At 47.2% G+C, this 20,546-nt stretch carries 14 protein-coding genes and 2 tRNA genes; 11 read left to right on the plus strand and 5 right to left on the minus strand.

Going from position 1 to position 20,546, the window contains the following annotated elements; translation table 11 throughout:
• The first annotated feature begins 190 nt into the window (after positions 1-190).
• Positions 191-913 (plus strand): transcriptional regulator, encoded by a 723-nt coding sequence (locus tag ACN081_RS06305; protein WP_419103930.1) that lies wholly within the window; start codon positions 191-193, stop codon positions 911-913.
• An 85-nt stretch (positions 914-998) separates the two neighbouring features.
• Here the strand turns inward: ACN081_RS06305 and ACN081_RS06310 are convergent, their stop codons facing one another.
• Positions 999-1,397, minus strand: coding sequence for a globin (locus ACN081_RS06310; RefSeq protein ID WP_419107286.1), 399 nt, complete (start codon positions 1,395-1,397; stop codon positions 999-1,001).
• A gap of 133 nt (positions 1,398-1,530) precedes the next feature.
• The gene (gene pepN / locus ACN081_RS06315) at positions 1,531-4,077 is read right to left on the minus strand and encodes an aminopeptidase N (RefSeq protein ID WP_419107287.1); all 2,547 of its coding nucleotides are present in this window, start codon (positions 4,075-4,077) and stop codon (positions 1,531-1,533) included.
• A gap of 237 nt (positions 4,078-4,314) precedes the next feature.
• On the opposite strand from pepN, the gene ACN081_RS06320 reads away from it, so the two are divergent.
• Positions 4,315-4,803 (plus strand): ribose-5-phosphate isomerase, encoded by a 489-nt coding sequence (locus tag ACN081_RS06320; RefSeq protein ID WP_419103927.1) that lies wholly within the window; start codon positions 4,315-4,317, stop codon positions 4,801-4,803.
• Positions 4,804-4,832: 29 nt separating this feature from the next.
• Positions 4,833-5,711 carry an Fpg/Nei family DNA glycosylase gene (locus tag ACN081_RS06325; RefSeq protein WP_419107288.1) on the plus strand — a complete coding sequence of 293 codons (879 nt, stop codon included), beginning with the start codon at positions 4,833-4,835 and terminating at the stop codon, positions 5,709-5,711.
• 157 nt (positions 5,712-5,868) lie between these two features.
• Here the strand turns inward: ACN081_RS06325 and ACN081_RS06330 are convergent.
• Positions 5,869-5,942 (minus strand) — tRNA-Gly (locus ACN081_RS06330).
• 273 nt (positions 5,943-6,215) lie between these two features.
• Between ACN081_RS06330 and ACN081_RS06335 the strand changes: the two genes are divergently transcribed.
• The 6 genes from ACN081_RS06335 to ACN081_RS06360 all read left to right on the plus strand — a co-directional run bounded on the left by ACN081_RS06335 (position 6,216) and on the right by ACN081_RS06360 (position 11,533).
• A tRNA-Pro gene (locus ACN081_RS06335) sits at positions 6,216-6,290 on the plus strand.
• A 128-nt stretch (positions 6,291-6,418) separates the two neighbouring features.
• Complete coding sequence (gene tig, locus ACN081_RS06340) at positions 6,419-7,717, plus strand: trigger factor (protein ID WP_419107289.1); 1,299 nt, start codon at positions 6,419-6,421, stop codon at positions 7,715-7,717.
• Between the two features lie 231 nt (positions 7,718-7,948).
• Positions 7,949-8,581, plus strand: a complete 633-nt coding sequence (locus tag ACN081_RS06345) for an ATP-dependent Clp protease proteolytic subunit (RefSeq protein WP_419107290.1) — start codon at positions 7,949-7,951, stop codon at positions 8,579-8,581.
• A gap of 32 nt (positions 8,582-8,613) precedes the next feature.
• On the plus strand, positions 8,614-9,291 hold the full coding sequence (locus ACN081_RS06350; protein ID WP_419103923.1) for an ATP-dependent Clp protease proteolytic subunit: 678 nt from the start codon (positions 8,614-8,616) through the stop codon (positions 9,289-9,291).
• A 243-nt stretch (positions 9,292-9,534) separates the two neighbouring features.
• Entirely contained in the window at positions 9,535-10,824 is a 1,290-nt protein-coding gene (gene clpX / locus ACN081_RS06355) for an ATP-dependent Clp protease ATP-binding subunit ClpX (RefSeq protein ID WP_419107291.1), read from the plus strand.
• 82 nt (positions 10,825-10,906) lie between these two features.
• Positions 10,907-11,533 carry a DsbA family protein gene (locus ACN081_RS06360; RefSeq protein ID WP_419107336.1) on the plus strand — a complete coding sequence of 209 codons (627 nt, stop codon included), beginning with the start codon at positions 10,907-10,909 and terminating at the stop codon, positions 11,531-11,533.
• A gap of 68 nt (positions 11,534-11,601) precedes the next feature.
• Here ACN081_RS06360 and ACN081_RS06365 read toward each other — a convergent pair whose 3' ends face one another.
• Both ACN081_RS06365 and valS read right to left on the minus strand, forming a co-directional pair.
• Positions 11,602-13,005: an LssY C-terminal domain-containing protein gene (locus tag ACN081_RS06365; protein WP_419107292.1), complete on the minus strand. Its 1,404-nt coding sequence runs from the start codon at positions 13,003-13,005 to the stop codon at positions 11,602-11,604.
• Positions 13,006-13,128: 123 nt separating this feature from the next.
• Positions 13,129-15,756 (minus strand): valine--tRNA ligase, encoded by a 2,628-nt coding sequence (gene valS / locus ACN081_RS06370; RefSeq protein WP_419107293.1) that lies wholly within the window; start codon positions 15,754-15,756, stop codon positions 13,129-13,131.
• 143 nt (positions 15,757-15,899) lie between these two features.
• Here valS and ACN081_RS06375 point away from each other — a divergent pair, with 143 nt between their 5' ends.
• Both ACN081_RS06375 and ileS read left to right on the plus strand, forming a co-directional pair.
• Entirely contained in the window at positions 15,900-16,703 is an 804-nt protein-coding gene (locus ACN081_RS06375) for an SDR family oxidoreductase (protein WP_419107294.1), read from the plus strand.
• A gap of 550 nt (positions 16,704-17,253) precedes the next feature.
• Complete coding sequence (gene ileS, locus ACN081_RS06380) at positions 17,254-20,544, plus strand: isoleucine--tRNA ligase (RefSeq protein ID WP_419107295.1); 3,291 nt, start codon at positions 17,254-17,256, stop codon at positions 20,542-20,544.
• Positions 20,545-20,546 lie beyond the last annotated feature (2 nt).

The following is a 20,546-nucleotide window of genomic DNA, read 5'->3' on the forward strand; positions in this document are numbered from 1 at the left end:
AAAAACAATTGTTTTTTTGTGCCACCCCTCCTTTAACGGTCTCCCTCAAGAAAAGCTGAGAGAATTATCAGTGCTCTCGTTCTTTATCTTCTGTACACGATATTCTTATATAACGACTTGCACTAAAACTATGGTGCAGATATAAGGCCATATCACCTAAAAATATACGACGAATAGGTAGGACCGAAGAGTGCTTAACAAAACAGCAGAAAATGCTTCGTACCTTCAGCTGGTAGATGTTAACCAAATTAAAGACTTCAAAACCTATCTCGCCCGCGCAAAATCTTTAGATACACAAGCTTCAGTACGGCTCATTACTCGTGGCATGTCTGTCGGCGCCTATGTCTGTGCGTTGTCACCTGAAACACTCATCGATACCACCCCTACCATCCTTGGGCTCAGAGCACTTAACATCGCCTCTGCCCAGACACTTGACACAACAGTAGAAATCAGCGCTGTGCTAGATCGTCTTGCTCGTATCGACCAACAGAAAAATTATCTTTTTATACCGCCTGTGGTCACAACAGCATCATGGAGTGGGCAACTACCGCCCTTTAGTCAGTGGGAAAGAATTGGACACATCACAGTAGGAGAGCTTAAAAAAATAGCTCTTGACGGAATGAACGCGGTAGATAGTGCCCTTCCCAATAACCCTGGGCATGCTGTTTTGGCCACCGTTCGTTCCCGTATCTGGTCATCTCCTATGCCATGGGAAGCAACACCACATCCACAACATCATTACACCCCAGAGAACTACACGCTTCCTAGCGGCATTGCGTTTGCCGCAGAGGTGCTAGGCTTTTTGCCACCGGTGGCGCATATGCCAGTCTATATTTACTATTCTCAGGGGTGGATTAGATTATCTTGCCCCATGGGACACGTATTATGTAAAAAATCTTCAGCTACAGAATAACTTTTTATCTCCTTGCTGCCGGACTAAAACAACAAGCAGGTAGCGACTTTTAAACTGGTATACACATACAGAGAGATAAATACCTCTATGTGCGGTTTTGCATAGCGTGGGCTGCACGTTCTAAATAGTCAAGCATCACTGTTTCGTGAAGAGGAGATAGCCCAAGCGTCTTGACCGACTCCCGCATATACTGCAACCAAGTGTCTCGTTCTTTGGCTCCAATAGCAAAAGGGAAATGCCTCATTCTTAAACGTGGATGACCCCGTTCTTGCTGATAGGTGCTAGGACCACCCCAATACTGTTCTAAAAACATCCGAAGACGCCTTTCCGCTGGAGCAAGGTCCTCTTCCGGATACATAGCGCGAAACTCGGGGTCTGAGGCAACTCTTTGATAAAACTCTGAACAAAGCTTTTCAAAAGTTGGGGCGCCTCCAACTTGATCATAAAAAGACTGTTGTTCTGCTGGATGATTAAGGGAACTCACGTTCACTAGCCTACCAAGAGAAAAAGAGAGGTTGAAACATCAAAAGACCCCTCAACGAATATAGGAGTAAAACAACTTCTATTCGCTAAGGGGCTTTTCTTGACCCAACGTTTTATCAATAAAACATTGGAATTTATGAACGAACGTCTGCTTCTTGAGCCTTCAACGCACGCACCATAGAATCTCGACATTCAGCAACTTGCCGGTACAAGGAACCGGCATCTTCTGGTAACGATGCTAAATACTGTTCGGTACGTTCCAATAACTGTGCAGAATAATTCTGGGGGAATAGCCCGCCGATAATTTGCTGAGAAATCTCATGGCTACGAGAACGCCAAACCTGCTCAATCGCATCAAAATATCGTTCAACATAGGGTTCCATGAGCTGTTCGTCTGCACCGGTAAAGAATCCTGCAATAGCAGAGCGCTGAACAATATTCGAGAGCTCACCGGTTTCTACGATGTCATGCCACATCTTAGCTTTAGCTTCAGCTGTAGGAATGGACGCTTCAGCAGTAGCAGCAGCCTGCTGACCATTTGATGTGCGGTCTTGTTCGAGAGCTTGCGCAATTTCTTCTGCGCTGTATCGCCCACCGGCAGCTAGAGATTGAATAAAAGACCATCGCAAGTCCGTGTCTACGACGATACCTTCAAGAACAGTTGAACCATTCATTAATGATTGAACGCAATCAAGCTGTTGATCAGATTTTGCAAGACGCGCAAAAGCACGTACAAGCTGTAGCTGCTGATCAGAATAAGGCTGAGCTGCTTGAGTGATATCCCATAGACGATCTGCAACACGGATACGAAGCTCTTGTGCCTGAGAACGAGAGACATAGAAGGAGAGAGTATGCTCAAGATTGAGCAACTGCACACGCATCGATGTCGAGTTTGTCTCAGCACCAATATTATTGAGAACGAGCTCAACAAACTGGTGTGCGGGCATTTGCGCATCACGGGTAGTATCCCACAATGAGCCCCATACAACGCTACGAGCCGTGGGGGAGTCGATATCACCAAGATGGTCAATAGCTGTTTGCAAAGAGCGTTCGTCTAGACGAATCTTTGCATAAGCTAAATCTTCATCATTTAGAAGAATCAAATCAGGTCGTTCAACGCCGGAGGCTTCAGCCACGTCTGTAAGTTCACCATTAACGTCTAACTCAATACGCTTGGTACGTGTTAGTTTTCCTTCACTCAAAGAATAGAACCCGACGACAAGGCGATGCGGACGTAACGTCTCATATCCTTCCGCATAGCTTTGACGAATCTTCAACGATGAGATGTTACCGTTTTCATCTTCTTCAACTTCGCTAGTTAGCGTATTAACACCAGCGGTTTCTAACCATAGTGCAGACCATGAGCGAACGTCACGTCCGGAGGTAGCCTCTAACTCAACGAGTAAATCATCGAGGACAGTATTACCCCAAGAATGTTTTGCAAAATATTGGGTGAGTGCGGACATAAAGTTCTCTTGTCCAACCCATGCAACAAGTTGACGTAAAACAGAAGCACCTTTGGCGTAGGTGATACCGTCGAAGTTCACTTGCACATCGTTGAGGTCACGAATAGGCGCAACAATGGGGTGTGTTGATGAAAGCTGGTCTTGACGGTATGCCCAAGTTTTTCCTGATGCGGCGAAGGTTGCCCACGCTTGAGAGGAGAAACGAGTATTTTCCGCCGCTGCGAGAGTGCACATAAACTCAGCGAATGATTCGTTGAGCCAGAGGTCGTTCCACCATTTCATGGTGACGAGGTCGCCAAACCACATGTGCGCTAGCTCGTGAAGAATCGTAATGGCACGGCGCTCGACAAGAGCTTCAGTGGGTTTTGAACGGAAGATGTAGTTTTCTAAGAAGGTGACTGCACCAGCATTTTCCATGGCACCAGCATTGAACTCTGGTACAAATAGTTGGTCGTATTTCTCGAAAGGATATGGGGTGTTAAACATCTTTTCGTAGAATTCGAATCCTTGACGTGTCAAGGTGAAAATCTCTTCAGCGTCTAGGTATGGCATGAGAGATTTGCGGGCAAAGGCACCTAAGGCGATGGTACGTCCCTCAGCATTAACTAAAGAGCTTGTGACCTTCTCATAGGGGCCGGCAATGATTGCGGTGATATATGAGGAGATACGGGGAGTGGGCTTGAAATTCCACAGCATGCTATCTGCTTGTTTTTGAACAGATGTTTCGGGCTGGTTTGAGATAACTGTCCAATGCTCCGGTGCTTTAACGGAGAACGTAAAGGACGCCTTGAGGTCTGGCTGTTCAAAGACGGGGTAGACTCTGCGAGAATCTGGAACCTCAAACTGGGAATAGAGATAAACTTCTTGGTCAGCTGGGTCAACGAAACGGTGCAGACCTTCGCCGGTGTTGGTGTAGAGGAAATCTGCATCAATGATGAGGGTGTTCTTCTCTGCGAGTTCTGGTAGCTGAATACGCACTCCATCAGCGAGGTCTACTGGAAGTTCAACACCATTGAGGTTGATGGAACGGACAGTGTCGGTAATGGCATCAATAAAGGTTGAGGTGCCAGCTACTGCATCAAAGGTGATGGTTGCGTGGGTGCTGAAAATTCTTTCGCCTTGCGTCAAATCCAGTGTGATGGTGTAAGAATCAACGTGAGTTACGACGTTTGCACGTTCAGTTGCCTCAGCGCGTGTAAGGTTCATTCCCGGCATATAGCCCTCTCTTTTTCTAAAAATACGGGTGCAACGCAGACGCGTAGAATGCGTTACTCCTCAATCGTTACTAGAATCATTAGATAAGACCTAGCAGAACTATGAGCAAGTAGCTCTTCTCTCAAAGTCTAATGCCCTAGTTCACAAAGATGAAATAGGCGCTACCTGAATAACCACTGCACATAGCAGAAGAACTCCCCGTCTCTGCTGGCGTTATTGCTTTCAAGGAGCTTTATTATGCGCGTACATATTGCTACTGACCATGCTGGTTTAGAGATGAGTCAGTATTTTGTTCAGAAGTTAACTGAGAATGGGTACGAGGTGATTGATCATGGTCCCCGTGAATATGACCCATTAGATGATTACCCCAGCTTCTGTATTAATGCTGCTCTTGGCGTCCGGAAAGATAGGGAAGAGGGGCTAGACTCTCTTGGCATTGTTCTGGGAGGTTCGGGAAATGGTGAGCAGATGGCTGCAAATAAAGTAACTGGTATCCGTGCTGCTTTGGCGTGGAATCACGATACTGCTGCCTTGGCGCGTGAACATAATAATGCTCATGTGGTGGCTATTGGTGGCCGTCAACATAGCCTTGAAGAAGCGTGGGAAATTATTCGTGTTTTTCTCACGACTGTTTGGACTGGTGAAGAACGTCATCAGCGACGCATTCATCAGATGGCAGAGTACGAGGCAACTGGTGCTATTACTGGCCAAGAGATTAACTCTTAAAAGTTTTTTGAGAAGCCAATACGATAGTTATGCCAGAAGGTCACTCTATCCATCGTCTTGCTCATCAATTTACGGAGCTATTTTCAGGAAAAACTGTTTCTGTCACCAGCCCTCAGGGGCGTTTTAGTGATGGTGCTCAGCTCCTTGACGGGCAGACTATTATCGATGCATATGCTCATGGGAAACATCTTTTTGTGGGGTTTGACCATGAGCTGACTCTTAACGTTCATTTGGGGATTTATGGTGCTTGGACTTTTGGTGGTGAACATTTTATTGGTTCTACTGCCATTGGTGCCCCTCGTAAAGCTCACGAAAGAGAGCAGAGCGGACAGCATGTAGTAGCTACTGCTCCGCCTAAGGTGGCTCCAACTACGCGAGCGAGGATTATCGCTGACACATGTTGGGCTGATTTAGTTGGTGCAATGACTTGCCGTGTGCTAACACCTGCGCAAGTGCAAAAAGTGCGAGGCGACCTAGGGGAGGACCCCCTTTCTGTGGAGGGATCTGCAGAAAGGTTCTATCGTTCTCTGTGTCGTACGACTCGTCCCATTGCTGTTGTCTTAATGGACCAAAAGATTATTTCTGGTGTTGGAAATATTTTTAGAGCAGAATCATTATTCAGGTTAGGTATTGACCCGATGCGTCCGGCGCGGGAAGTCTCTGAAGAAGAAGCTGTGCAGCTGTGGGATGATCTTTGCGAACTATTGCATATTGGTGTTCGTTTGGGGAAGATTGTGACAACTCGTGGTGAGCATCGTGTTGGTATTTCTTTAGAAGATGCTTGGCCTGATGCTGCGTATTATGTGTATCAACGTCAGGGGCAGCCTTGTCTTTTATGCTCTTCTCATATTCTGATGAAAGAACTTGCTGGGCGTAAGTTATATTGGTGTCCTCAATGTCAGCAATAATCTTTGCGCATACGGTGAGCTGAACTTAATTTTTATAAAGCGTACGGCGCTATCTACACTTCTCTACGAATTGGGATTGTTAGGTAGCGCCGTATTGTTGTATCTGAGGGTATAAAAAAATCTCCCAGACTGTACTGTCTGGGAGATTTTCTATATTTGGAGGGGATGACGGGAATCGAACCCGCGTAATCAGTTTGGAAGACTGAGGCTTTACCATTAAGCTACATCCCCGTGGGACTCAATCAAGTAAACACTAGTTTTGGTGCCGTGTCAACTCGAAAAAGAGAATTTTTTTGATTTTTCTGCCAAAAGGGGTTTTTTAGGGGTTCTTGGAAAAATTTTTGAGATTTTTTCTCGTGTTATAAAAAACAGTTTTCACTAGGTTAAATGTTATTTTTTCAACGGTTGTAACGCTGTTTTTTGAGTTGAAAATTGCTCAAAAAATATTTTTCGAGTAGCGAGGATGAAAAAACTGTTATACACTGGATAACGCCTTGTGCTGAACGGGGTGTGGCGTAGCTTGGCTAACGCGCCTGCTTTGGGAGCAGGAGATCGCAGGTTCGAATCCTGTCACCCCGACATGAGTTAGCAGAACCCGTCGAAGTATTCTTTCGACGGGTTTTGCTTTATCATAAGAACCATTACAAGAATCTGCGAGTTAACAACGCTTGCGGATAACCGACTAAATATTCAGGAGATCAGCGGACGTGAAAACTGCCGTCGAGAAGATCAACCCGACCCTCGCAAAAATTGAGGTCGAGGTTCCTTTCGCAGAGTTCAAGACTTACCTTGACCGTACCTACAAGTCTCTGGCTCAGCAGATCCAGGTTCCCGGCTTCCGCAAAGGTAAAACTCCTCGTGCGCTTATTGAACAGCGCGCCGGATTCGACTTTGTTGTAGAGAACGCTCTCAACGAAGGACTCAACGAGTTCTACCAGAAAGCACTCGCTGAGAACGGTCTTATTCCTCTTGCGCAACCAGAACTGGAAATCCTTAGCAAGCCAGAAGAATCTGCGCGTGAAAATGATGTAAAACTTTCCATTCAGGTTACTGTTCGCCCTGAAATTGAACTTCCTGACTACTCTGGTTTGAGTGTAGAAGTTGAAGAAGCAACTGTTTCTGCAGAAGATGAACAGAAAGCTCTTGACGACCTTCGTGCACGCTTTGGAACCCTTAAAGCTGTTGACCGTCCCGCCGCAGATAAAGACTTCGTGACGATCAACCTCACTGCTTCTATCGATGGTGAAGAAGTAGACGCTGCAAACGACCTCTCTTACCAGGTTGGTGCGGGTACTATGCTTGAAGGTCTAGACGAAGCTCTCACTGCACTTTCTGCTGGCGAAGACGCAACTTTCGAAACCAAGCTTGCTGGCGGAGAACACGCTGGCAAAGACGCTGTTGTTAAGGTTGAACTTACCGCAGTCAAGGAACGCGAACTTCCAGAAGCTGATGATGAGTTCGCTCAGCTAGCTTCAGAGTTCGACACCATTGAAGAGCTCAAAGAAGATCTCAAAAAGCAGGCTCTCGAGTCTAAAGTTGCAGAACAAGGCGCGCAAGCTCGCGACAAAGTTCTTGCTCAGCTCGTAGAAATGACCGAAGTTCCTGTTCCTGAGAAAGTTATCGAAGATCAGCTAGAACAGCACTTCAAGTCCGCTGGTACTGAAGCTGACCACGATAACGAAGAGCACCGCGAAGAAATCCGCAAGAATGCAACCGAAGCTTTCAAGAACGAAATGGTTCTCGATGCTATTGCTGAAGCTGAAGAAATTGGTGTTGAACAGTCTGAAATTATTGACTACATCATTACCATGTCTTCTCAGTACGGTATGGATCCAAACCAGTTCGCTCAGATGTTAGAAGGCTCTGGACAGGCTGGTCTCATGGTCGGCGAAGTACGCCGTTCTAAGGCTCTTGCTTCTGTTCTTGAAAAGGCAGAGGTTAAAGACGCTAAGGGCAACATTGTTGACTTGTCTTCCTACCTAGGAACTGCAAAAGACGCAGAATAAATTTTCTGATATGACGGTGGGGCACACTCCTTGGGGAGTGTGCCCCACCGTCATATTATCTGAACGTTATGACCGAAACATCGCCATTAAATAGTGCAGGGGTGACACGAGGTGTTTCGTTGAACGTGAACTCACACCCGAAGCGATGAAAAGTTCGCTAGTCTTCTAAGTAACCGATATTTTCAATGAACCGACCCCCGTTCGGTATCAGCGAGTAAGGAAAAAGAACTTATGTCTGATATTTTGCCTCTACCATCGTTCTCTGCTGGAGTTACTTCACACGCAGAAACTCCCGCTGGGGGACAAGACGATTATGTATATAACCGTCTGCTCAAAGAACGTATTATCTGGCTTGGATCTGAAGTTCGCGACTCCAACGCAAACCGTATCTGCTCCCAGATGCTTCTACTCTCTGCAGAAGATCCTGAAGCTGATATCTACCTATACATCAACTCACCTGGTGGCTCAGTCACTGCAGGTATGGCAATCTATGACACGATGCAACTTATCCCTAATGATGTTGTAACCGTCGTAACCGGTATGGCTGCATCCATGGGACAGTTCCTCCTCACCGCAGGAGCGCCAGGGAAACGCTACGCAACTCCTAACGCCCGAATCCTCATGCATCAGCCTTCTGGCGGTTTAGGCGGTACCGCTTCTGATATTCGTATCCAAGCAGAACTCATCTTAGATATGAAAAAACGTCTATCGCAGATTACCGCAGAACGTACCGGACAAACCTTGGAAACTATCCTCAAAGATAACGACCGAGACAACTGGTTTACTGCAGAAGAAGGCCTTGCCTACGGCTTCTTTGACCACATCGCTACCAGTGCAGGAACACAGGTCTCAGCACAAAAATAATTGTGTATTGACAAAGTTTGAGGAGAATAATAATGAACTATAACCCCACATCAATGCCTGCTTACGGAATGCCTACTAACCGTTACGTACTACCAAATTTTGAAGAACGCACCCCCTACGGGTACAAGCGTCAAGACCCCTACGCTAAACTCTTCGAAGACCGTATTATCTTCCTTGGAACTCAAGTAGATGACGCCTCAGCAGATGACATTATGGCGCAGCTACTCGTGCTCGAATCTCAAGATCCAGATCGTGACATCACCCTATACATCAACTCACCGGGTGGTTCTTTCACCGCGATGACAGCAATTTATGACACTATGCAGTACATTCGTCCTGAGGTTCAAACCGTTTGCCTCGGTCAAGCAGCTTCTGCTGCAGCTGTGCTCTTAGCAGCGGGAACGCCCGGTAAACGTTTGGCTCTTCCCAACGCCCGTGTGCTAATTCATCAGCCAGCGTTGGGTGGACAACAAGGCGGGCAGGCTTCCGATATCGAAATTCATGCTAATGAAGTGATGCGTATGCGCCAATGGCTTGCAAACACCCTAGCGCTACACTGCGATAAAGATCCTGAAGAAGTAGATCGTTCCATCGAACGAGATAACATTATGACAGCACAAGCTGCTCTTGAATATGGCCTTGTCGACCAAGTGCTTGAATCACGTAAAGCGGTAAAACCAAAATTTAACACTGCAGAAGACTATAGCTAAAAATCGTGGTAGCCCCTTGAACACTCCTGTCAAGATGAGTGTTCAAGGGGCTCACTTGTATATTTACGATAAAAAGAAAACAAATAGTATAGTCTTATCTCAAACACCTCAAATGCCGTTATGATAGAAGTCAAAACTCTGTAACACAACCGTAGTTAAGACTTAAAACTGTGTGTAATTTGGACTCTGAGAGAATCAAGGTAGCCTAGAGACTGACAGAATCCGACGGAAAGGAATAGCAGCGTGGCGAGAATCGGCGAGGCAACCAACCTTCTCAAATGCTCCTTCTGTGGCAAAAACCAAAAACAAGTCCGTAAACTCATCATGGGGCCAAACATCTACATCTGTGATGAATGTATCGAACTGTGTAACGAAATACTTGAAGAAGAACTAGCAGAAACTCGTAAAAACAACGAACCTCTAGAGTTGCCTACACCACGAGAGATCTTTGCACACCTTCAAGAATACGTCGTCGGACAAGAAGCCGCGAAAAGAGTTCTCTCCGTTGCTGTCTACAACCATTACAAACGTATTCGCATGATGGAAAACCCCATCACCGAGGCGAGCGCACTCCTTGCCGCTGACGGGGAAGATGTTGATATTGCGAAATCTAACATCCTTCTCGTGGGGTCTACGGGTTCTGGAAAAACTTATCTCGCTCAGACTCTTGCTAAAAAACTGAACGTTCCTTTTGCCGTGGCTGATGCTACCTCTTTGACTGAAGCTGGATATGTTGGTGAAGACGTTGAGAATATTCTGCTTAAACTTATCCAAGCTGCGGATGGAGACATCAAAAAAGCTCAAAAAGGCATTGTCTACATTGACGAAATCGATAAAATCTCACGAAAAGCTGATAACCCGTCAATTACTCGAGACGTTTCAGGCGAAGGCGTACAGCAAGCGTTACTGAAAATTCTTGAAGGAACGGTAGCGGCGGTCTCTCCACAAGGAGGGCGCAAACACCCTCAACAAGATTTTATGCATATCGATACAACGAATATCTTGTTTATCGTTGCGGGTGCGTTTGCCGGTCTTGAAGAGATTGTGAGCGGGCGTGTTGGACGAAAAGGTATTGGTTTTGGTGCACGCATTGATAATGCTGGGCAGGACACTGATATCCTTCAAAAACTGATGCCAGAGGATCTGCTCAAATTTGGTTTGATTCCTGAGTTTATTGGTCGTTTACCGGTTCTTGCTACATTGAATACCTTGAGCGAAGAAGACCTCACAAGAATCCTTACCGAACCCAAAAATGCTTTGGTGAAGCAATATAAGCGGATGTTTTCTATGGATGGTGTAGAGCTTGTCTTTGAAGACTCCGCTTTGTCAGCTATTGCGAGACTTGCTATTGAACGTGAGACCGGTGCGCGTGGGTTACGAGCAATTATGGAAGAGATTTTACTTCCTGTCATGTTTGATATCCCATCACGTCAAGACGTATCTATTGTTATCGTCGACGCGGAGGTCGTTCAGGGGCATAAAGATCCCATTATGGTACTGGATGCAGGGGATAATTCTCAGAAATCGGCCTAAACGTTAAAGAACCTTTCTCTGAAAACACGAAGAAGATAGTATAGGGACTTAAAACCTTATCTCTCAATATTAAGGAGCCATGATGGCAGATAAAGCATCCGTAGAATTTTGGTTTGATCCAACTTGCCCTTGGTGTTGGATTACCTCACGCTGGATTAAAGAAGTTGAGAAAGTTCGTGATATTGACGTCGTGTGGAATCCTTTCTCACTATCCGTATTGAACGAGGGGCGTGACCTGCCTGAAAAATATCGTGAACATATGGAACAGGTCTGGGGTCCAGCTCGTGTTGTTACTGCGGTAGCTGAAAACTATTCACAAAAAGAAGTTGATGCACTATACACCGCTTTAGGTGAACAAATCCATCACCAACAGAACCATGGCGGTACCCGCTACGAAGAAGCTATTGTTGCTGCTTTAGCCGTGGTCGGTTTACCTGAAGAATATGCGCAGTACGCCCATCAGGACGAATACGATGAGCAGATGCGTTCTTCTACTCGTCGTGGTTTAGAACAAGCTGGGGGAGACGATATTGGTGTTCCGCTAATGAGCATTAACGGTGTCACCTTCTTTGGCCCTGTCATTAGTCCCGCCCCAACGGGAGAAGAAGCTGGAAAGCTCTTTGACGCTGCTCTCGGTTTAGCTTCCTATCCCGGTTTCTTTGAGCTGAAACGGCCCCGTACTGTTGGGCCAATCTTTAACCACCAATAAAAAGACCCTTAAAAGATAGAGGGGTTGGGACACAAAAGATATTGTGCCCCAACCCCTCACTTTTTGTCCTAACGGCGAGATTTCTGCCGAGTCATGTTGAAGGTATAGTTCACTGCACCGTCAGAAGTGAACTCTAAGAGTGCATACACTTGAGAGGCCATGAGCACATAGATGGTATAGGTAGTGCTAATATCTTGCTCCGTACCAAATACAAGGCTAAGTGCATTAGATATAAAAGAAAAAGACAATAACGCTAACAGAATTTTACGTGCTAGCTGGCTTCCGCGAATCGTCCACACCACGAGAAAAATTTGAATAATCGTGATGACTAGGACAACAACAATAACAACCGGTGCAATGTACATCTGCCAGAACCTTTGAACATCTACTTCAAAGGAATCTTTTGGGTTAACCAGAACACCTAAATGCGTAACGCTCAAGAACGCTTGTAGAAGAATCACTAAAGATGTAAAAGCAGAAGCAAGCCACACACTCAACGGCGCTTGTTCTACTAATTCCCAAGGCCTACGACGATGCATGCGCTCATGTCGTTGGGCGTTGTGACGTTCATCTTGACGATTGCATACCGACGTCAAATCGAGGATAGGTAAATCCCCATCGGTAAGAATGGTGTCTCCGCCACCGTTACGGGAATGATACCCAGAAGAGAAATCCTCGATCAGATCAGAGCGTGCCTTCTGATTACAGTACAACACTGTTTCAACGACATAGTCACGTTCTTTATCTGTCTCAGCGTCAATCTTATGAGTAATTTGAAAAGTGAATAGGGAGAGTCCTACTGCTCTGTCAAAAGTTGCTGCAGCAAGCCAATCAACGGGTTCGCCACCTGGCAATTTCCACCCTTCAGGTGCTTTCCAAAAACGAACATGGTGACGTTTGCTAGGGGAGCCATCTACCTCTTGCTGATAGGCAAAATTCTCAGAACGATGAAATAAATAAAGAGGTGAAACCGGAGCCGTTGGGTAAGGACGCTTCCTGAGCGTATTGACGATAATACGCCATGAGGATGCCAACGTAACGGGGTCTGCCTTGACCCATCCTGCTTTTTTCATCGCAGTATGAATCTCTTCTGCTGTTCCACGGAGTCCGATATTGACAGGGTCTCCGAGAAGACCATCACCTGTGCGGGTGCGTCCAATAAAATAGTCGGGAACATATAGGTCTGTCATGATGCGATGAAAACGAGGCAACGTGAGATAAGCAGAGAAGAACCAAAAACCAAAGGCGATGAGAATACCCCACCAGCTGTGATACCACGAATCAATCAGCGCTACCACCGCAAGCCAGATAGAGGCGATTCCAGCAAATACAAAATAAAGTTTATCGGCCCACCCTTCCAGAACTCGCTTTCCCATATTCATCATAAAATAGCGTTGTTTGCTGACGTTATTGGGATCTCCACGATATTTGGGGTACTGCGCATCAAAAGGGCGGGGAGAAGAATCCGACATAAGAAAATCCAAAATTTTGAAAAGAACTAAGAAAACAAAGATGGGGAGAACACCACCTGCTAAAACGCAGTGTTCTCCCCATCTTCTCGTTAACCGGATAGGTGCGGTAACGTGAGAGACATTTTATGCTTCGGTCTCTTCTGTAAGAAGCTCAACTTCTGAGACAGAGAGCTCAACGTCGGCGACAACAAATTGAAGCTCTCGCACATTTCCAGCAGCCTTAAGATCTTCGACACCAGCTTTAACCTGTTCTAGAACTTCTTGCGATGCAGAAATAGTTGCGGTAGCCACTTCGGTACGCTGTTTAACTTGAGCTTCAGACTTTGCCTTGCGTAAACCACCTAAGGCTAGACCTACGGTAGGCAGAACCTGAACATCTGCGTTCTCGAGTACCGCCTTATACCCCTCAGAGGTTGGCCATGAAGCACGGTGAACTGAACCTGAACGCCACCAGCTCCACACCTCATCGGTAGCAAATGGCAAGAACGGTGCAAAAAGACGCAAGAGTGCATCGAGAGTTGTTGCCAAAGCCGCTAGGACAGATGCTTGTTCTTCTTCACCGCGAGAACCATAGGCGCGGTCTTTAATGAGTTCTACGAAATCATCGGTGAAAGACCAGAAGAACGTCTCACAAAGCTGAAGAGCGCGAGCATACTCATACTTTTCAAAAGCAAGAGTGGCTTCTTCTACGACCTGTGCAAGTTTTGCCAGAAGAGAACGGTCCAAAGCGTTGGTCAGAACACTTGTTTGTTCTGCAGTAGTCAATACAGAATCTTGTGTAGCGCCAAGTCCGAGCACAAACTTTGAAGCGTTCAACAGTTTAATAGCAAGACGACGACCGATTTTCATTTGTCCTTCGTCATAGGCGGTATCTGCACCAAGACGAGCCGAAGCAGCCCAATAACGCACCGCATCAGAACCATACTTTTCGAGGACTTCATTGGGGACAACAACATTGCCCTTAGACTTAGACATCTTCTTACGGTCTGGGTCAAGAATCCACCCTGATAGAGCAGTATTTGCCCACGGAACAGAGTTCTCCAAAGAGTGTGAACGTACTACCGTAGAGAACAACCAGGTGCGGATAATGTCATGACCTTGAGGGCGCAAATCCATCGGGAACGTCACCTGATGAAGCTGTTCATCTACTGCCCAACCCGTAGCAATCTGAGGAGTCAATGATGAAGTCGCCCATGTATCCAGTACATCGGGGTCTGCAACGAATCCTCCGGGTACACCACGCTGATTTTCAGTGAATCCAGGGGCAGGCTCTGCGGCAGGATCGACCGGAAGCATCTGCTCATCAGGAATAATGGGCTCGTCGTAGTTTGGTTCGCCATCTTCATCAAGCGTGTACCAGATAGGGAACGGCACACCGAAGAATCGTTGGCGAGAAATCAACCAGTCACCGTTAAGACCTTCAACCCAGTTCTCATACCGTGAACGCATGAACGAGGGGTACCACGTCATCGCACGGCCGCGTTCGAGTAGTTCTTCTCTACGTGATACGTCACGTCCACCATTGCGGATATACCATTGACGGCTTGCCACAATTTCAAGAGGCTTGTCGCCTTTTTCATAGAACTTGACCGGATGGGTAATCTTTCGTGGCTCTCCATCCATTTCTTGAGCTTCAACAAGCATCTCAACAACGGTTTTCTGAGCGGTGAAGACGGTGGCTCCGGCCATACGTTCGTAGTTAGTTCGTCCTTGCTCGTCAGTAATCCACTCGGGGGTGTCACGGCTGAAACGACCATCACGACCAATCAGAGCACGAGTAGGAAGCTGTAGTTCACGCCACCAGGTGACGTCTGTGGTGTCACCAAAAGTACAGACCATCGCAATACCAGCACCTTTATCGGGCTGAGCCAACGGGTGAGCCTTAACCTCCACACTGACGCCAAATAGCGGTGAAGTAACAGTAGTACCGAAAAGTTCTTGGTACCGTTCATCATCAGGGTGAGCTACAAGAGCTACACAGGAAGGCAACAATTCGGGGCGTGTCGTTTCAATCCACACTTTTTCACCATTAGGACGGTGGAAAGAAATACGATGATATGCACCTTCACGTTCTTTATCTTCTAACTCTGCCTGTGCAACTGCCGTGCGGAACGTGACATCCCACATCGTAGGTGCCTCTGCCATATAAGCATCGCCATTTTTGAGGTCGTTGAGAAACGCAAGTTGAGAGACCTTACGTGAGTGAGCATCAATAGTTCGATATGTATGAGACCAATCAACAGAAAGCCCTAATGTGGTGAAAAGCTGCTCAAAGACCTTTTCGTCTTCAGTAGCTAGAGTCTCACATAATTCAATAAAATTTTGGCGCGAAATACGTGGCCAGTCACGCTGATTTTTAGCGGGCTTCTCTGGTGCTACAAACTCTGAGTCATAGGGGATAGCTGGGTCACAAAGAACACCATAATAATTTTGAACACGACGTTCAGTTGGCAGACCATTATCGTCCCAACCCAATGGGTAAAAGACATTTTTCCCACGCATACGCTGGTAACGGGCGATTACGTCAGTCTGGGTATAAGAGAACATGTGCCCTACATGTAAAGAACCCGATGCGGTCGGTGGCGGGGTATCAATAGAATACACTTCTTCACGTGTTGTCTCACGATTGAAAGCATACGTTTTTTCGTTAGCCCAACGTTCAGAAAGTTTCTTTTCGAGACCTTCTAAGCCGGGACGGTCAGGAACATTAATTGTTACGGGCGTGTCTGTGCCCTGGTTATTTTCAGCCATGCTGGTTATTCTCTCATGCTCTGGTTCTGTTCTGGGGGAAATCTGAGGTGATATCGGCAGGTGAACGCCCAGATAGAGAAAATGCTCTGTCATTTTTAAGGAATATCTTCCGCTGCTTAGCCATCTATCGGTAAGTTGGAACCATGGTAGAGACTTATATTCCTCAAAATCCTTTTGACGCCCAAGCCCACACCGGAAAAATTGCTGTCGTCACTGGTGCTTCTTCCGGCATTGGTAGAGCCACCGTCGAACAGATGTGCGCTAGCGGGTGGACTGTATATGCTGTAGCACGTCGTGTCGAACGTCTTGAAGAACTTGCCCAACGCACTGGTGCTATTCCTACACCGATAGATATCACCGACATTAACGCAGTACAAGCTACCAGTGCGCAGGTTCTCGAACAAACTGGAGGCACCTTACACGCCCTCGTCAATATCTCTGGTGGTGCTGTAGGCGTTGATCACGTAGCTGATGGAAAGCCTGATGATTGGGCTTTTATGTATCGACTCAACGTTTTGGGTACTTTGAACATGATTCAAGCCTTCCTACCTGCATTGCGCCAATCTGCAGAAGGAACCATACTGAACCTCACCTCTACTGCTGCTGAAGCTGGATATGAAGGCGGGGGAGGGTATAACGCTGCAAAGTTTGGTCAGCGAGGACTGACCGAAGCGCTCCGTCTAGAAGAAGCAGAACATAATATTCGAGTCATTGAAATTAGCCCAGGGATGGTTCACACGGAAGAGTTCTCAGCGAATCGTCTTGGCTCTGCTGAAGCTGCACAAAAAGTCTATGAAGGAGTTGAACACCCTCTGACTGCAGCAGATGTTGCACAAACTGTCACCTTTGCTGTCAACGTTCCACACCATATCAACCTAGACCGAGTAGTGATGCGCCCAGTAGCTCAAGCTGCACAATATAAAGTAATTCGTCGGCGCCGCTCCTAAAACACCATAAAATGGTGTTCAACGCGCCAGAATAAAATTGTAATTTTGGTGAGTCTGCTCGCCACAAAAAACTCCTTAACCACCACTATCTAGGGTTCGAACATAACTTTGACACAAGATATGGGGTTAAAAGACCTCAAAAACACTGTTTCACTGTGGATAACCTCTCACGGGGTGAACACTACAGAAAACACCCTGTTAGACAGACTCCCAAAACCTGCCTAAAATTGAGGTAGTTGCAAAGACCCGGCCATCACCGGCGAGCAATCCGGAAGAACAGGCCGTACCTGCACCTGTCCACTGTATCGTTGCGACGAGGATAGACTGCGGAATAGATACAGCCTTAGTAGAACCGGACGGGTAAGCCCGTCATAGCAGTCACGAAGCGACTGATAACGCTCGACTGCATTGTCTCCCCAACACTATGCTGCTGGGGAGACAATGCACGTTAAGTAGAATCAGTAAGCAAGGTGGTACCGCGCCATATCAAGACACCTTGAACGGCGTCCTTGCATGACCCATACAACTGACAAAACTCAAGGGATCATTCGTGACCACGAACAACATCTACCCACGCGTTAGCGCATCCGGAGCGCAAAACGTCGAATCATCACCGTCCTTCCCGAAACTTGAAGAATCCATCCTCGAATACTGGAAGAACGACGGAACCTTCGCTGAATCAGTGGCATACCGTGAAGCAGGAGAAAACGGCTCCAACGAATTTGTCTTCTACGATGGACCTCCCTTCGCTAACGGACTACCACACTACGGACACCTACTCACCGGCTACGTTAAAGATCTCGTTGCCCGCTACCAAACCCAACGAGGCCACAAAGTTGAACGCAGATTTGGCTGGGACACCCACGGACTTCCCGCCGAACTTGAAGCAATGAAACAGTTGGGAATGACCGACAAACAAGAAATTCTCGACATGGGAATTGACAGCTTCAACGACGCCGCACGAAGCTCCGTGCTCAAATACACCAATGAATGGCAAAACTACGTCACCCGTCAGGCCCGCTGGGTAGACTTCGAAAACGACTATAAAACCCTCAACATCGAATACATGGAATCGGTGATTTGGGCGTTCAAACAACTCTACGACAAAGGTCTCACCTACCAAGGCTTCCGCGTACTGCCTTACTGCTGGAAAGACGAAACACCCCTCTCCAACCACGAACTCCGCATGGACGACGACGTCTACAAAGACCGCCAAGACCCATCCGTGACTGTAGCGTTCACCATTACCAACGACACCTCACTGGCAAAAAATCCTGCCATCGCACAAGAACTCGCTGGTGTAGAAGCCATGGCATGGACAACCACACCATGGACCCTACCAACGAACCAAGCGCTCGCCGTCGGGCCGGACATCACGTACGTAGTAGTCGCTGGTGCTGGCAACTATGCAGAACGTCGTTTCCTCATCGCCGAAGACCTACTAAACAACTACGCTAAAGACCTCGGCTACGATGAGGCTCAAGAAGTACAAAACGCTATTATCAGCCGTTATCAAGGTCGTGATTTAGAAGGTCTACGATACGCTCCACTATGGGATTACTTTACTGATACCGAAAAGTGGAATACCCACAAAGCCTGGCAAATTCTTGTCGCTGAATACGTCACCACAAGCGACGGTACCGGCCTCGTTCATCAAGCACCTGCCTACGGTGAAGATGACCAAAAAGTCTGTGAAGAATACGGCATCCCCGTTATCCTTTCCATCGACGAAGGCGCAAAATTCTTACCGCTCTTTAGCGAAAAGACTCCAAGCGGTCAGAACGAGCTTGCTGACATTGCTGGCGTACAAATTTTTGATGCAAACCGCACCATCATCAACGCGCTCAAAGCGCAGGGTACTTTACTACGTGAAAAATCTTACGTGCACTCCTACCCACACTGCTGGCGTTGCCGCACACCATTGGTCTACCGTGCCATCACCTCATGGTATGTCAAAGTCACCGACTTTAAAGACCGCATGAGCGAATTAAACCAGCAGATTAACTGGATTCCTGAAAATGTTAAAGACGGACAATTCGGTAAATGGGTAGAGAACGCCCGTGACTGGTCCATCTCCCGAAACCGTTTCTGGGGTTCACCCATTCCTGTCTGGGTCTCTGACGACCCGAACTACCCTCGCATGGATGTGTACGGTTCCTTAGCTGAACTTGAAGCTGACTTTGGGCGTCTACCTTTGAACAAAGATGGCGAACCAGACCTACACCGCCCCTACATCGATGAATTGACTCGACCTAACCCCGATGATCCCACCGGAAAATCGACGATGCGTCGTGTAGAAGATGTCCTTGACGTATGGTTCGATTCTGGTTCTATGCCCTACGCACAGGTGCATTATCCTTTCGAGAATAAAGAATGGTTCGAAAATCATAATCCAGCTGACTTCATCGTAGAATACATCGGACAGACTCGCGGATGGTTCTACACCCTTCACATCCTTGCTACTGCACTCTTTGACCGTCCCGCCTTTACAAACGTCATCTCGCACGGCATTGTACTTGGCTCCGATGGCCAGAAAATGTCGAAGTCTCTACGGAACTATCCTGATGTCTCTGAAGTTCTTGACCGTGATGGTTCTGACGCAATGCGCTGGTTCCTAGTTTCTTCACCTATTTTGCGTGGCGGAAACCTCATCGTGACAGAAGAAGGAATCCGTGAAGGTGTCCGTCAAGTGATGCTTCCGTTATGGAACGTCTATCATTTCTTTGCTCTATATACGAACGCCGCTCACCAAGGTGCCGGATACCAAGCTCAACTACGTTACACCTCTGAGCACGTGATGGACCGTTTTATCCTCGGCAAAACGCGTGAACTCATCACTGCCGTAACTGAAGCCATGGACTCCTACGACGTCAGCGGTGCAACAGAAGCGTTACGTCATTACACAGACACCTTAACCAACTGGTATGTGCGTCGTTCTCGTGAACGTTTCTTTGAAGAAGATACCGTTGCTTTCGACGTGCTCTACACAGCGTTGACGACCGTTGTAAAAGTAGCAGCTCCTTTACTTCCTCTTGTGAGCGAAGAAATTTACCGCGGTCTAACCGGTGAGCGTTCTGTGCACCTTACTGACTGGCCAGATGTTGAATCATTTACTGACGAGAGCGACCTCATTGCTCTGATGGAGACAACTCGTTCGATTTGCTCTGCAGGTTCGTCTCTTCGTAAAACCCATAAACTACGTGTGCGTCAACCTTTGAGCTCTCTTACTGTTGCTGTTGCTCATGGTGCGGCGTTGTCTGGGGTATACGAGAATATTATTGCTGATGAACTTAACCTGAAAAAGGTACAGCTTCTTGATGCTGCCGATGTGAAGCCTGCAGATTTTGGTATTTCACAGCAGCTAAAGGTTAACGCACGCGCGGCTGGACCTCGTCTTGGAAAAAATGTTCAGCAAGCTATCAAAGCGACAAAGACCGGAGACTGGTCTGTTGCCGAAGACGGCACAGTGAGTGTTGCTGGAGGTTCTATTGCTCTGGAACCTCATGAGTACGAACTGCAAACTACCGTTGATGAATCTGCTGGACAGGCTCATCAGGCAGTTTCTGTTCTTCCTGGTGGAGGGTTCTTAGTCCTTGATACTCAGTTGACGGCAGAGCTTGAAGCAGAAGGAATCGCTCGTGACGTGATTCGCGCAATTCAGCAGGCTCGTAAAGACGCTCAGTTGGTTGTCTCTGACCGTATTGAGTTGACGGTCGCTGCACCTGAGCAGATTCGTCAAGCTGTGCAAGGTTTTGAACAGCTCGTTGCTGGTGAGACTCTTGCAACTTCGGTACACTATCAGGACGCTTCAGAACTTTCTATTACTGTGAAGAAGGCCTAATT

The sequence above is a fragment of the Rothia sp. P13129 genome, assembly GCF_048512865.1.
In the GTDB taxonomy this organism is placed as follows: domain Bacteria; phylum Actinomycetota; class Actinomycetes; order Actinomycetales; family Micrococcaceae; genus Rothia.